This window comes from Paenibacillus sp. EKM10P (assembly GCF_011800655.1).
GTDB lineage: Bacteria > Bacillota > Bacilli > Paenibacillales > Paenibacillaceae > Paenibacillus > Paenibacillus polymyxa.
This window is the reverse complement of sequence record NZ_JAALET010000025.1, coordinates 1-15,614: the sequence shown is the minus strand read 5'-3', so window position 1 is coordinate 15,614 and position 15,614 is coordinate 1. Positions and strand designations below refer to the sequence as shown.

The 15,614-nt window shown below is 56.1% G+C and carries 4 protein-coding genes; all 4 read left to right on the top strand.

Going from position 1 to position 15,614, the window contains the following annotated elements; translation table 11 throughout:
• Positions 1-1,722 (top strand): thioesterase domain-containing protein (locus HFE01_RS26055; protein ID WP_167442882.1); only part of this gene is annotated, 1,722 nt, incomplete at its 5' end.
• Positions 1,712-3,538 carry an ABC transporter ATP-binding protein gene (locus tag HFE01_RS26050; protein ID WP_107735304.1) on the top strand — a complete coding sequence of 609 codons (1,827 nt, stop codon included), beginning with the start codon at positions 1,712-1,714 and terminating at the stop codon, positions 3,536-3,538. The genes HFE01_RS26055 and HFE01_RS26050, both read left to right, overlap by 11 nt.
• Entirely contained in the window at positions 3,535-5,268 is a 1,734-nt protein-coding gene (locus HFE01_RS26045) for an ABC transporter ATP-binding protein (RefSeq protein WP_107735305.1), read from the top strand. The genes HFE01_RS26050 and HFE01_RS26045 overlap by 4 nt, the downstream gene beginning before the upstream one ends.
• A 230-nt stretch (positions 5,269-5,498) precedes the next feature.
• Positions 5,499-15,614 (top strand): non-ribosomal peptide synthetase (locus HFE01_RS26040; RefSeq protein WP_167442881.1); only part of this gene is annotated, 10,116 nt, incomplete at its 3' end.

Genomic DNA, 15,614 nt, shown 5'->3' with positions numbered 1-15,614 from the left:
CGGATTCGCAACGTCATCTTCGGGGGCGAAGCGCTGAGTCCGCTGCTGCTCAAGGGCTTCAAGACGAAGTACCCGGAGACGAAGCTGATTAATATGTACGGCATTACCGAGACGACGGTTCACGTTACATATAAGGAAATCACGTGGGTCGAAATGGAGGCGGCGAAGAGCAATATCGGCAAGCCGATCCCGACGCTGAGGGTGTACGTCCTTGATGAAAACCGCCAGCCTGTGCCGATCGGCGTAGCGGGCGAAATGTACGTGGCCGGGGAAGGCCTTGCGAGAGGATACCTGAACCGTCCGGATCTGACGGCGGAGAAGTTCGTCGATTCCCCGTTTGCGGAGGGGGAGAAACTGTACCGCTCGGGTGACTTGGCGGCTTGGCTGCCGGACGGCAACATCGAATACCTGGGCCGGATCGATCATCAGGTGAAAATCCGCGGGTACCGGATCGAGCTGGACGAAATCGAGACGCAGCTGCTGAAGATCGCCGCCGTTCAAGAAGCCAAGGTGCTCGACCGCGACGATGCGAACGGCCAAAAGCAGCTTGTCGCTTACTACGTCGCGGAAACGAGGCTGGCGGTGCATGAACTCAAGGAGGAGCTCGCCAAGCAGCTTCCGGGGTATATGATTCCTTCGCACCTCGTGCAGCTTTCGCGGATGCCGCTGACCCCGAACGGGAAAATCGACCGTAAAGCGCTGCCCGCGCCGGAGGAAGCCGCGGCCCGAGGAGCGGAATATGTCGCGCCGAGAACGCTGCTCGAAATGAAGATCGCCCGCGTCTGGCAGGATACGCTTGGCGTTCCGCAGGTCGGCGTAAAGGATAACTTTTTTGAGTTGGGTGGCAATTCGTTAAGTCTGATGAGGCTCGTTCAAGCCGTTTACGATGAAACGGGCATTGAGATACCGCTAAACCGCCAATTCCATAATGTAACAGTTGAAGCCATGGCTTTCGGAGAGGGGGACCTGGGCCTGGATAAAGGGGGAGACTCCTTCATTAAGCTGAATAAAGTAGGAAATCTGAATGTGTTCTGCTTCCCTCCGGGCAGCGGCTTCGGCATCGGTTACCGAGAGCTCGCAAGCAGGCTCGACGGTCGGTCCGTGCTCTACAGCATTGATTTTATCGACGATGCCGTCGATTACGAGGCCATGCTGAACCGTTATGTGGACGAGATCGTCCGCATCCAGCCGGAAGGACCTTACGTGCTGCTCGGCTACTGCTTCGGAGGAAACCTGACGTTCGAGGTAGCCAAAACGATGGAGAAAAGAGGGTATTCCGTAACAGACGTGCTTATGGTGGACTCGTGGATTAAGCACACGCTGACGCCTTCCGAAACGTCGGAGAAAGAGCTTGAAGAAACGCTTGCCGATTTCGACGAAGAAGAGAAGGAATTAATGAGCAACCCGCTCGTACGGGAGCGGGTTCATCGGAAGGTCAAAGCGACCTTGGCGTACGAAGCGCAGCTCATTAATTCCGGCACGATCCCGGCCCGGATTTACGAACTGATTGCGAAGGACAGCGAAGCGTTCCGCCTGGAGCACCAATTGCCTTCCTGGCGGGGGGCAACGACGCAAGCTTACGCCGATTACCGGCTGGAGGGCGCGCACGAGGAATTGCTGGAACTCGCGCGCGTGGACGAAACGGCCATCGTCATCCGGGACATCTTAGAGCAAGTCAAGCGGCAGATCGAAGCGGAGGCCGGGGTACTGCATGGAAGCTGACCGACAGCCGTCTGTTCAAGAACAAGGCACAGCGGCGCCTTTCAAGCGCCAAACCGCTTACGCCGCCTGGAAAGCGTTCCGCTGGCTGATGTCCTATGTAAGCCGTCACAAAGGCTGGATGATCATCGGTGTCTTGTCCGCGATTGCCGCCGCCGTTATTGAGATATGGACGGGAGGTTTGATCGAGCAGTTGACCACCCAGGCCGAGAAGGGGGCGGGGCCAATCGTTCTGCAAATCGTGTATGCGGTCTTTGTGGTCATCTTGATCGGTGTGCCGGCGAAGTTTTTCATGAGCTTCGGCGTGGAGCGAAGCAGTGCCTCTGCGGTGCAGGATATCCGCAACCATGTCATGCGTCATATCGGTAAACTCCCGGTCTCCTATTTAGAAAAGCAGCACTCCGGCGACGTATTGTCGCGGATCAACAACGACCTGCAGCTCATCCAGCAGTTTATGATTCGGGACCTCGCCCAGTGGTTTTATCATCCGCTGTTGTTCATCGGCTGTTTCGCTTATTTGCTCTACCTCCAATGGGAGCTGATGTTGTACAGCCTGCTGTTATTTCCCGTAGCGCTGCTGGTTTCCCAATGGATCGGCAAGCAGTTGGAGCGGTTGACGGAGGAAGCCCAGGCGAACATGGGCCGAATGAACGTCAACCTCCAGGATACGCTTGGGGGCATGCCTATTGTAAAAAGCTACCTGCTATCCGGCATGTTATCTCGCTCCTACCAAGTGCTGCTGCAATTGACGGCCCAAAAAAAGCTGGCCGTGAAAAAGCGGGAAGCCTGGGTCAACCCACTGCTTTCCACGTTGATGATCAGCCCGATCATTTTCGCCGTCAGTTACGGAAGCTATTTGATCTACAAAGGGCAGCTAGGCGCGGGAGAGCTGATCGCCTTCCTGTACTTGCTGAATCTGTGTCTGGAGCCGCTGGAGCATATTCCCGAGCTCATCACGCGGACGTTCGAAATGACCGGTGCCCTGAGAAGGGTCTCCGAAATCGTCGAGCAGCCGACCGAAATGGAAAATGGTCGTTCGCTTCCGAAAGCGAGCGCCGCCCCTATCGAGTTTCAGAACGTAACCTTCGGGTATGAGGAGAGCTCCCCGATCCTGCGGAATGTTAGCTTCTCGGTGCCGGAAGGGAAGACGATCGCGCTTGTCGGAGCGAGCGGCGGAGGGAAGAGCACGGTATTTAAGCTTGTATGCGGCTTTTATCCGCTTGCGGAGGGCCAGGGCGAGATCCGCGTGTTCGGCAGCCTGATCCACGGCGCCGATCCGGAGCAGCTTCGGTCGCATTTTTCCGTGGTAACCCAGGATTCATATTTGTTTAGCGGCACGATCGCTGAAAATATCGGTCACGGGCGGGAAGTAGCGTCGATGGACGAGATTATCGAAGCCGCCAAAGCCGCTCAGGCGCATTCCTTCATTATGCAGCTTCCCGACGGCTACCAGACGTATGTCGGAGAGCGCGGAGGCTTTTTGTCCGGCGGGCAGCGCCAGCGCATTGCAATGGCCCGGGCTTTTCTGAAGGATGCTCCCGTTCTGCTGCTGGACGAGCCAACGTCGGCTCTTGATCCGGAGTCGGAAAGCGCGGTTCAGGAAGCGCTGGGCGTATTGATGAAGCAGAGAACGACGATGATTATTGCCCACCGGCTTTCTACAGTACAAAACGCCGACGAAATTTGGGTCATGGAACAGGGGAGTATTGTTGAAAAGGGCACTCATGAACAATTGCTGAAGATGAAGGGACTGTACGCCCAGTCGTACTATCAGGAATTTACTGAGTCTGCCGAACGCAGGGAGGTGGCGTACACATGAAAAAGGGCGGATGGCTCTCGCAAGTGAAAGAACTAAGCTACTTGCTGATGTTTATGAACCGCAAGCGCAAAACCCAGTACGCCATTGGCCTGGCAGTGACGGCGCTCACCCAGACATTGTTCCTGATCGCCTTCAGCTTGGTCGTACATAACTTGGTTGATTTCGCCGTGTCCCGAGATACGTCCCTGATAGTGGAAGCCTTTATTATTTTGGGCGCGGCCTTGTTCCTTGAAAATGTGATTTCTCCCTGGTTCATTTACTTATACCAGCGCAGTGTCGAGCTGACTGTGCTGAATATCCGCGAACGTCTTTATGAAAAGCTGTGCCGGGTGCGGCCGAGATTCCTGGAGCAGACGCACCATGGGGACTTGCTGTCGCGGGTGAACAATGACGTAACGACCGTTGAGTTTACATTCTCGCAGGTTTACTTTGTTTTGCTGCTTCAAGTTGTCTTTTGCATCGGCTCCATTGTCTCCATGGTGTTGATCGATTGGCGGTTTGCCGGCGTATCCTTCGTCATTCTGCTGCTGTCCTCCGTGGTCAGCCTGAAATTTGCGCGGGATATTCGCGCCTTGTCCGAACAAGGCTTGCAAACGCTCGGTAAAATGACCGAAAAATTCAAAGATTTTATGGGCGGCATTCAAATTGTGAAGCTGTTCCGCATCCGCACGATTTACGGCCAGTACGAGGCGTTGAACGAACAAATGACGCAGACGCTTCGGCAATCCGCGCAGAAGAACGGCATGCAGGCTGCGGTGAATCATTTTATCAGCTACGTCACGTTCTGCGGCATCATCGTCATCGGCAGTCTTCTTTATGCCTACGGACTGATGGGAATGGGAAGCGTCGCCGCCCTGGCGGTTTTGCAAGTGAATCTGACGCACGCCTTGTTGAACTTGGGGACGGTTCTGTCGATGACCCAAAATTCGCTCGCGGGCGCTCACCGGATTCAAGAAGTACTAAGAGAGGAAGAGGAACCGGAGCGTTTGGGATCTCCTCACAGCGAGCTCGTGTCGGAGGCTGCGGTGGAGTTTCGCGATGTGGAATTTTCCTATCAGGCGGATAAAAAGGTGCTTGTCGACATCTCCATGCAGGTGTTTCCCGGACAGGTCGCCGCTATCGTGGGGGCCAGCGGCAGTGGCAAAAGTACGCTGATCAAGCTGCTGCTCGGCTTTTATCCTGTGGACAGCGGAGAAATCCTGCTCCAAGGCAAACCGTTCGGCCATTACACGCTGGATGAAATCCGCAGGCAGATTGCATACGTTCCGCAGGAGCCGTTCTTGTTTACCGGCACAATTGAGGAAAACATCCGCTACGGCAACCTGGATGCAACGGATGAAGAAGTGATCGAAGCGGCCAAAGCGGCGTACGCTCACCATTTCATTCAGGAACTTCCTGAACAGTATAAAACGCCGGTGGGAGAGAGAGGAGCGTCGTTGTCGGGCGGACAAAGGCAGCGAATTGCGATCGCACGGGCGATTCTCAAAAACGCCCCGATTCTGCTGCTGGACGAAGCGACTTCCGCGCTGGATAACGAATCCCAGCATTGGGTACAGCAGGCCCTGAACGTATTGATGAAAGGGCGCACCACCATCCTGATCGCCCACCGTCTCAGCACCGTGGAACATGCGGATTTGATTACCGTCATGAACCAAGGGACGGTCGTCGAGCGGGGCTGCCATCAGGACCTGATTGCGCTCGGAGGTTATTACGCCCGGCTGTACGGCTAGACCCGCTTTACGGCGGGCGGCTTCTTGCTCGCGAATGCGACAGAGTCTTTTAGCAATCCAAGGTATGACTTTATAACCGGTAGTTACCAGAAAACGCAGACACGAAAAAGGAGGAAGAGTCCGAAGGAGCCGTTCCGGGAATGGCCTGCGCGGTTCTTCTAAGAGTGACTAAGTGACATCTAGGTACAAAGCCTATCTATAAAGAATCTCTAAACCGGGAGTGTGTCGATGTGAGAGAGGATACCAACGAGCAATATGGATTAACGCAAGCCCAGCGCCGAATATGGTTCATGGAAATTATGAATCCGGGAACGTCCATCACGATGCTTTCCGCGACCTACCAGATTACGGGCGAGATCAACACACAGCTTCTGAAGCAAGCGGCGGCAGAGATCGTCAAAACCTATGACGTTTTCCGAATCCGCATTAGCGGGGATTTGCAAAATCCAACGCAGTGGTTCGAAGAGCCGGAGAATGTCCAAGCTAGGATAAGCCGCCTCGAAATAGGAACAACCGAACAATTCTATGCTTGGGTGAAAGAAGTAAGCGAAAAACCGGCCAGCGTGTTCGACGAACACCTCTACCAATTTACGATTATCCATTTTGCGAACGGCCAAGTATGGCTCAATTTGACGGTAAATCATATTATCGCCGACGGCTTGTCCGTCAATGCTTTGCTGCATGCGGTGATGGAAAAGTACCTGGAACTGCGCAAAGGCATCTCCAGCAGTTACCAGCCCCCTTCCTATCTAGATTATATTTCCTCGGAGCGTGAATATGAGCAATCGCAGCGTTATCAAAAAGGCAAGGAATACTGGCTGACAAAGTACAACACTTTGCCTGAAACGACCGGCATTAAATCGTATCCGCCATTCTCGATCGGCAGCGAATCCAATAAACTGTCCATCACTTTGGACGGTTCCCGGTATGAACGCATTCTGGCCTTCAGCGAACAATATCAGGTCAGCTTATATACGTTATTTTTGTCCGCCATGTACGCCTTATTGTACAAACTGACCGACAGCACCGATGTTCCGGTCGGCACGGTTTTCGCCAATCGCACCAGCAAGAAGGAAAAAGAAACGATCGGCATGTTTGTCAGCACCGTGGCTACGCGGATTTGTCTGAATCCAGACGGGCACGTACTTTCCTTGATCCAAACGGTTTCCAAGGAAAATACGGCGGATCTGCGGTATCAGAAATACCCTTATAACCAATTGATCCAGGATTTACGCGAACAACACGGCCGCAACGATCTTTCGGGGCTGTTCCGCACGTCTCTGGAATATCTGCCTTTGAAAATCGTGGAGTACGAGGAAATCAAGGTACGCTTAGAGGCTCACTTCGCTAGGCACGAGATGGACGATTTGCTGCTGCGCTTCGACCATATGCTGAATGAAGGCCATGTAATTCTCCATGCTTCCTATCGTACGGGTCTGTTCGAGACGGCCGAGATTGATCGGATTATGGAACAGTATGTAACCGTTCTGGACCAGTTTCTTCAGAGTCCCGAACTGCCGGTACGCGAGATTTCTCTGCTGAGCGATGAGGAGAGACACCGCGTTCTCAATGTTTTTAACCCGCCGGTGGCAGGGCTGAGCGAGGGAGAAGCGTTTCATCGGTATGTTGAAAAGTTTGCCCGGGAAATTCCGGATCATCCGGCAGTCGTCTACATGGACAAACAGCTGACCTACAGCGAATTGAACGAACGCGCCGAGCGGCTGGCTTCTCTCCTTCGCGAACAGGGCGTGGGAAGGGAGACGATTACGGGGATCTGGGCGGAGCGTTCGGTGGAACTGCTGGTCGGGGTGCTCGCCGTTTGGAAAGCCGGCGGAGCCTATGTACCGCTGGACCCCGATTATCCCGCGGAGCGGATTGAGTACATGCTCAGCGATAGCGATGCATCGGTGCTGCTTACGCAGCGTCATCTGTTGGAGCGGGCCGGAGGTTGGTTGGCCGATGACCGGCTGAAGCTTCAAGCTGTCTATGCCATGGACGATGAACAGATTTATAACGGGGATGCCTTAGCCGTGGAATTTGAATCTGCCGACAGCGCCCCGCAAGACTTGGCTTATGTGATTTACACCTCGGGTACGACGGGGCGCCCGAAAGGCGTCATGATTGAGCACGGTAGTCTCGTGAATACGGCGGATGCGTACCGTCGCGAGTACCGGTTGGATCAGTTTCCGGTGCGGCTGCTGCAGCTGGCCAGCTTCTCGTTTGACGTGTTTGTCGGAGACATCGCGCGGACGCTGTATAACGGAGGCACGATGGTGATTGTGCCGAAGGATGACCGGATTGATCCGAACCTCTTATACGGCTGGATTCGGGACCAAAACATTACGGTATTCGAATCGACGCCTGCGCTCATCCTGCCGTTCATGCAGCATATTTATGAAGAAGGGCTGGACGTTAGCTCCATGCAGTTGCTGATTACCAGCTCGGATGCTTGCAGTGTCACCGATTACCGTTTGCTGCAGGAAAGATTCGGCGGACAATTCCGCATCATCAACAGCTATGGCGTTACCGAAGCGGCCATTGACAGCAGCTTTTACGGTGAGCCGCTGGATAAGCTGCCGCCGTCGGGTCATGTGCCGATCGGCAAAGCTTGGCTGAACGCCCGGTTTTACATTGTCGATGCTGCGTTAAAGCTGGTTCCTGTAGGGGTTCCGGGCGAGCTTGTCATCGGCGGCGCCGGGGTGGCGCGCGGGTACTGGAACCGTCCGGATCTAACCGCCGAGAAGTTTGCGGACAGCCCGTTTGTGCCGGGCGAACGTCTGTACCGGACAGGCGATTTGGCCCGCTGGCTAGAAGACGGCAACGTCGACTTCATCGGCCGGATCGACTATCAGGTGAAAATTCGCGGGTTCCGCATCGAACTCGGCGAAATTGAAACGGCCCTGCTGCGTTTCCCGGGCGTCAAGCAGGCTGTGGTGACCGACCGTACGGATGAGCAGGGGCAAAAGTATTTGTGCGGTTACGTGGCGGCGGATGCTTCTTTGCAGCTGAGCGATCTGCTGTCCCAATTGAAGCAAGAGCTGCCGGCTCATATGGTCCCGGCCCGGCTGGTGTCTCTTGATAAGCTTCCGCTCACGCCGAACGGCAAAATTGACCGCAAAGCGCTGCCTGAACCGACCGGAGAGATAGAAGCAGGCCGTGAGTATGCGGCTCCTCGCACAACGCTGGAAACAAGACTTACTCTCATTTGGCAGCAGGTACTGGGTATTGTGCGAGTTGGAGTCCAAGACGATTTCTTTGACTTGGGTGGTCATTCCTTGCGGGCCTCCACGCTGGTTTCCAAGATTCGGAAAGAGCTGCAAGTCGAGGTTCCGCTGCGGGAAGTTTTCCGCTACACCACGATCGAACAGCTGGCCCAAAGAATCGGCGGTTTAAGGCAGCAGGAGACGTATGAGATTACAAAGGCGGCTGAGGCCGAGTACTATCCGGTTTCATCCGAGCAAAAGCGTCTGTACGTCCTGCGCCAGCTTGACGGGGCCGAGCGCAGCTACAATATGTCGGCGGCGCTTCTTCTCGAAGGCAAGCTGGACCGCACACACGTCGAGCACGCGTTCCGGGCGCTGATTCAGCGCCATGAGACGCTGCGTACCGGGATCGAGCAGGTTCAAGGCGAGCTTGTCCAGCGCATCTATGACGAGTTGGATTTTGCTGTAGATTATTTCCAAGCGAGCGAGCGGGAAGTGGAGCAAGTGGTGGAAGCTTACTATCACCCGTTTGATCTGACTAAGCCACCACTTCTCCGCATCGGCTTGATCGAAGTCGCCGAGGATCGCCACATTCTGCTGTTCGATATGCACCATATCGTCTCGGACGGCATTTCGACAGCGCTGCTCTTCGACGAGTTCAGCCGCCTGTATCGGGGCGAGGAGCTGGCACCGCTGCGCATTCAATACAAAGATTATGCCGTTTGGCAGCATTCCGAAGCTTACGGGCAGATGCTCCAGCCGCAGAAGGAGTATTGGCTGGAACAGCTGTCGGGCGAGCTGCCGGTCTTGGAGCTACCGACGGACTTCCCGCGGCCTGCGGTGCAAAGCTTTGACGGCCGAACCGTGAAGTTTTATATCGAGAAAGATCGGACGGAGAAGCTGAAAGAACTAGCGGCACGGACAGGGACGACCCTGTACATGGTGCTGCTGTCGGCTTACACCATCCTTATGCATAAATATTCGGGTCAGGAAGATCTGATCGTAGGAACGCCGATTGCCGGAAGAACGCAGGAAGAAGTGCAGCCGATCGTAGGGATGTTTATCAACACGCTGGCCATTCGCAGCCGTCCGGAGCGTTCCAAGCCGTACCTTTCGTACCTGGAAGAAATCAAGGATATCACGCTCGGGGCTTTCGAACACCAAAATTATTTGTTCGAAGACTTGGTGGAAAGTCTTCACATTCCGCGCGCGACCGGCCGGAATCCGCTCTTTGATACGTTCTTCTCCCTGCAAAATACGGAGAACGAGCAAATTGTCATCGAGGGGCTGGAGCAATCGTTTTATCCGCTGGAAAACCGAACATCCAAGTTCGAGCTGCTCTTGGACATTTCGGAGATGGACGGTCAGCTCGAATGTCGGTTGGAGTACGCTACGGCTTTGTATAAACAGGAGACCGCGGAGCGGTTCGCCAGACATTATGACAAGCTGCTCGAAACCATCGCAGCAGCGCCGGACGGGGATATTGCCTCGCTGGAAATGCTCACGGAGGAGGAAATCCGCGAGCTGATGCGCGGTTTCAACGATTCAGAGGCGGACTACCCGCGGCAGCAGACGATTCACGGCTTGTTCGAAGAGCAGGCGGAGCTTTACCCGGACAACGTGGCCGCCGTCATGAACGAGCGGCAGCTGACCTACCGCGAGCTGAACGAGCGATCCAACCGCCTTGCGCGAAAGCTGCGGGAGACGGGAGTAGAAGCGGACCAGCTGGTAGCGATTCTGGCCGAACGCTCGCTCGATATGGTCGTCGGCATTCTGGCGATTCTCAAAGCAGGCGGAGCATACGTGCCTGTCGATCCCGACTACCCGGAGGAGCGCATTCGCTTCATGATCGAGGATTCGGGTGCGCCGTTATTGCTGATTCAAAAGCATCTGCACGAGAAGACCGACTTCGTAGGAACGCGCCTCGAATTGGACGATTTCGTTTGGGGCGACAGAGGGGCGGACTCCGAAGGTGCGCTGGACGCTTCGAACCTGGAGCCGATTTCCGGGCCGCTCAACCTGGCTTATGTCATCTACACGTCGGGAACGACCGGCAGACCAAAAGGAACGCTGATCGAGCATAAGAACGTCGTGCGCCTCCTGTTCAATGACAAAAACCTGTTCGACTTCGGGCCGTCCGACACGTGGACGCTGTTCCACTCGTTCTGCTTCGATTTCTCCGTTTGGGAAATGTACGGAGCGCTGCTGTACGGAGGCAAGCTGGTCATCGTACCGCCGTTCACGGCGAAAAATCCGGCCGATTTCCTGGCGCTGCTGGGCCGCGAACAGGTTACCATTTTGAACCAGACGCCAACGTACTTCTACCAGCTGCTGCGCGAGGTCTTGACGGACCATCCGTACGATTTGCGGATTCGCAACGTCATCTTCGGGGGCGAAGCGCTGAGTCCGCTGCTGCTCAAGGGCTTCAAGACGAAGTACCCGGAGACGAAGCTGATCAATATGTACGGCATTACCGAGACGACTGTTCACGTGACGTATAAGGAAATCACGTGGGTCGAAATGGAGGCGGCGAAGAGCAATATCGGCAAGCCGATCCCGACGCTGAGGGTGTACGTCCTTGATGAAAACCGCCGGCCTGTGCCGATCGGCGTAGCGGGCGAAATGTACGTGGCCGGGGAAGGCCTTGCGAGAGGATACCTGAACCGCCCGGATCTGACGGCGGAGAAGTTCGTCGATTCCCCGTTTGCGGAGGGGGAGAAACTGTACCGCTCGGGCGACTTGGCGGCTTGGCTGCCGGACGGCAACATCGAATACCTGGGCCGGATCGATCACCAGGTCAAAATCCGCGGGTACCGAATCGAGCTGGACGAAATCGAGACGCAGCTGCTGAACGTCGAGGGCGTGGAAGAAGCGGTGGTGCTTGCCCGTCAGGACGGCGGGGGCGAGAAGGCGCTTGTCGCCTACTTTGTGGCGGATCGGACACTGACGGTCAGCGAAATGAGAACCTCGCTGGCCCAGGGAATGCCGGGGTACATGATCCCGTCGTACTTCGTGCAGCTGGAGCGCATGCCGCTGACGGCCAACGGCAAAGTAGACCGCAAAGCGCTGCCGGAACCGCAAGGCAGCTTGCAGACGGGCGTCGAATATGTAGCACCGCGTAACCGGATGGAGTCCCAGCTTGTGAAGATCTGGGAGGAAGTGCTGGGCTACTCCGGCATTGGAGTCCTAGACAATTTCTTCGAGCTCGGAGGCCACTCCTTGCGGGCGACGAACCTTGTCAGCAAGATTCAGAAGGAAATGAACGTCGAACTTCCGCTGCGCGATGTGTTCCGCTATACGACGGTAGAGTCGATGGCCGGGGCTATTGCCAGCTTGGAAGAAACGCGGCACAGCTCAATTCCGAAAGCGGAAGAGAAAGCGTACTATCCGGTTTCCTCCGCGCAAAAAAGGCTGTACGTCCTGCACCAGCTGGATGGCTCGGAGCTGAATTACAACCTCCCAAGTGCCTTGCAGTTGGAAGGGGCTTTGAACGAGGCCAAAGTGGAAAAGGCGCTGACTACTTTGGTGGCCCGGCATGATATGCTGCGCACCGGTTTTGAAATCGTGAATGGGGAGCCGGTTCAGCGTATTCATCCGCTCGTAGCTTTCAAGGTCGAAAAGCTTCAAGCAAGCGAAGATCAGGTTGCGGCCATTCTTGAAGGCTTCATTCAGCCTTTTGACTTGACCCAGCCGCCTTTGCTGCGCGCCCTGCTGATCGAACTGGAGAAAGAGAAATTCCTGCTCGCGCTGGATATTCATCATATTGGTTCCGACGGCCTTTCCATGGACGTGCTGCTGCGCGAATTCGTGCGGCTTTACAATGGGGAAGAATTGCCGGAGCTGCGGATTCAATACAAGGATTACGCCGTTTGGCAGCAATCCGAGGAGCAGCGCCAGCGCATCAAACGGCAGGAGGAATACTGGCGTGGGGTATTCAGCTCCGAGCTTCCGGTTCTTGAGCTGCCTCTCGACTTCTCCCGCCCGGCCGTTCAGCAGTTTGACGGTCAAACGCTCACGTTTACGCTGGATGCGGAGAAAAGCGAAGCTCTCAAACGGCTTGCCGGCGATTCGGGGGCAACGCTGTACATGCTTCTGCTGGCTGCGTACTCCGTATTGCTTCATAAATACGCGGGACAGGAAGATATAGTGGTCGGCACTCCGATTGCCGCCCGTTCTCACGCCGACCTGCAGCCGATTATCGGTATGTTCGTCAATACGCTGGCCCTTCGCTTGGGTCCGGCGGCGGAGCGGACGTTCCTGGATTACTTGCAGGAAGTGAAGGAAACAACGCTTGGAGCCTACGAGCACCAAGACTATCCGTTCGAGAAGCTGGTGGAAGCTCTTCAGGTGAGCCGGGATTTAAGCCGGAATCCTCTGTTTGACACCATGTTTTCTTTGCAAAAGCACGAAAGCTTGGATTTAACCCTGGAAGGCTTGCAATGGTCGCTGTTCGACATCGAGGAAAAGACGGCAAAGTTTGACCTTAGCTTTGATATCGTGGAAGCCGATAACGAACTGGTTTGCAAGATCGAGTACGCTACCTCGTTGTTTAGACAGGAAACGGTGGTACGGCTGGCGGGTCATTACGAGCAGCTTTTGACGTCGATCCTGGCTCAGCCGGGTGCGCGGATTTCGGATTTGGATGTCTTGACGGACAGCGAAAAACATGATTTGCTGGTCGGGTTTGACGTGTCGTCTTCGGCTCTTGCGAAGCAACCCGCCGCAGAGGGTACAGGTTTGGAAGCGGATGAGTCGTGGAGAGAGAGAACGTTCCACGAGCTGTTCGAGGAGCAGGCGGAGCGCACTCCGGAAGCGCTGGCGGTTGTCTACGAAGACAGCAAGCTGACGTATGCGGAGCTGAACGCCAAAGCGAATCGTCTGGCGTATGCACTGCGGGCGCGCGGGGTGAAGCCGGAGCAGGTGGTCGGCATTCTGGCCGATCGTTCGGCGGAGCTGTTGATCGGGGTGCTCGCCGTATGGAAAGCGGGCGGCGCTTATGTGCCGCTCGACCCGGACTATCCGGCGGAGCGGATCGAGTATATGCTCGCGGACAGCGGGGCGTCGGTGCTGCTTACGCAGACCCGCCTGCTGGAGCAGGCGGAAGCTTGGCGCAGTGACGGAGCTCTAGTGCTGCAAACGGTGCTTGCGCTTGACGACGCCGCGACGTACAGTCTCGGAGCGGCGGAAGCGGCTGTGGGTGTACAAGCTTTGGGCGAAGCAGGCGCAGAGGCGGAGGCTTTGGCGCAAGCAGCTGCTGCCGAAACGTCCGCCACGGCAGAAGCCGAGAAGAACGTACTAGCAGCAGATCTCGCGTCGAATCCGGCGAATGTGAACAAGCCGCGCGATTTGGCTTACGTCATCTACACCTCCGGTACGACGGGCAAGCCGAAGGGCGTGATGATCGAACATCGCAGCCTGGTGAACACGGCGGCGGGCTACCGTCGGGACTACCGCCTGGATCAGTTCCCGGTGCGGCTGCTGCAGCTCGCAAGCTTCTCATTCGACGTGTTCGTGGGTGACATTGCGCGGACGCTGTACAACGGCGGCACCATGGTAATTGTGCCGAAGGACGACCGGATCGATCCGTCTCGTTTGCACCACTGGATTGAGCGGGAGCGGGTCACCATCTTCGAATCGACGCCAGCGCTGATCGTGCCGTTCCTGGAGTACGTGCACGAGCAACGGCTGGATATGAGCCGGTTGGAGCTGTTGATCACGAGCTCGGACAGCTGCAGCGTGGGGGATTACCGCACCTTGCAGGAGCGCTTCGGCTCGCAGTTCCGTATTATTAACAGCTACGGCGTAACGGAAGCGGCGATTGACTCCAGCTTCTATGACGAGCCTCTGGAAAAGCTGCCGAAGACGGGCAGCGTGCCGATCGGGAAAGCGTGGCTGAACGCCAAGTTCTACATCGTGGATGCGAATCTGAAGCCGGTGCCGATCGGGGTGTTGGGCGAGCTGGTTATCGGCGGAGTCGGAGTGGCGCGCGGGTACTTGAACCGCCCGGATTTGACGGCGGAGAAATTCGTAGACAGCCCGTTCGCCACTGGGGAGCGGCTGTACCGGACAGGCGACCTGGCGCGCTGGATGGAAGACGGGAACGTGGACTTCATCGGCCGGATCGACAACCAGGTGAAAATCCGGGGGTACCGGATTGAGACGGGTGAAGTCGAAGCAAAGCTGCTGAGTGTAGGTGGCGTGAAGGAAGCGGTCGTCGTCGTCAGGGAAGATCAAGAAGGTCAGAAAGCTTTGTGCGCTTATTATACAGCGGAAGAAGGCTTGACAGCGGCGGATCTGAAGCGGGCGATTGCCAGCGAGCTGCCGGGGTACATGATCCCGTCGTACTTCGTGGAGTTGGAGCGCCTGCCTCTGACGCCGAACGGAAAGATCGACCGGAAGGCGCTGCCGGCACCGGAAGGGGGAGCAGGCGGAGGCCGCGAATACGTGGCGCCGCGCACCGAACTGGAGGCGAAGCTGGCCGCCATTTGGCAGGATGTGCTTGTTCGGGAGAAGGCGGTAGGCGTAACGGACAACTTCTTCGACCTCGGCGGGCACTCCCTGCGGGCGACGACGCTTGTCAGCAAAATGCATAAGGAGCTAGGCGTTGAATTCCCGCTTCGCGACGTATTCCACTACTCAACGGTTGAGGAAATGGCCGCGGCTATGGAGCGGCTGGAGATCGGCTCGTTCACGGCTATTCCGGCTGCAGAATCTAGCGAGTATTATCCGCTCTCTTCCGCTCAGAAACGTCTCTATATCTTGAACCAGCTGGAAGGAGCCGAGCTGAGTTACAACATACCAGGAGCTATGCTGCTCGAAGGGGAGCTCGACCGACAGCGGTTTGAAGAAGCGTTCCGCGGGCTCGTAGCTCGTCATGAAACGCTGCGTACCGGCTTTGAGATGGTAAAAGGCGAAGCGGTTCAGCGGATTTACGAAGAAGCCGCCTTCCAGGTGGAATATGTGCAGATCAGCGAGGAGCAGGCAGAAGAAACGGTGCGCCAATTCGTTCGTCCGTTTGATCTAGCGAAGCCGCCCCTTCTGCGGGTAGGCCTTGCTGAACTGGCGCCGGACCGGCACATTCTAATGTTCGATACGCATCATATCGTATCTGACGGCGTTTCGATTGACGTACTGATCGAAGAG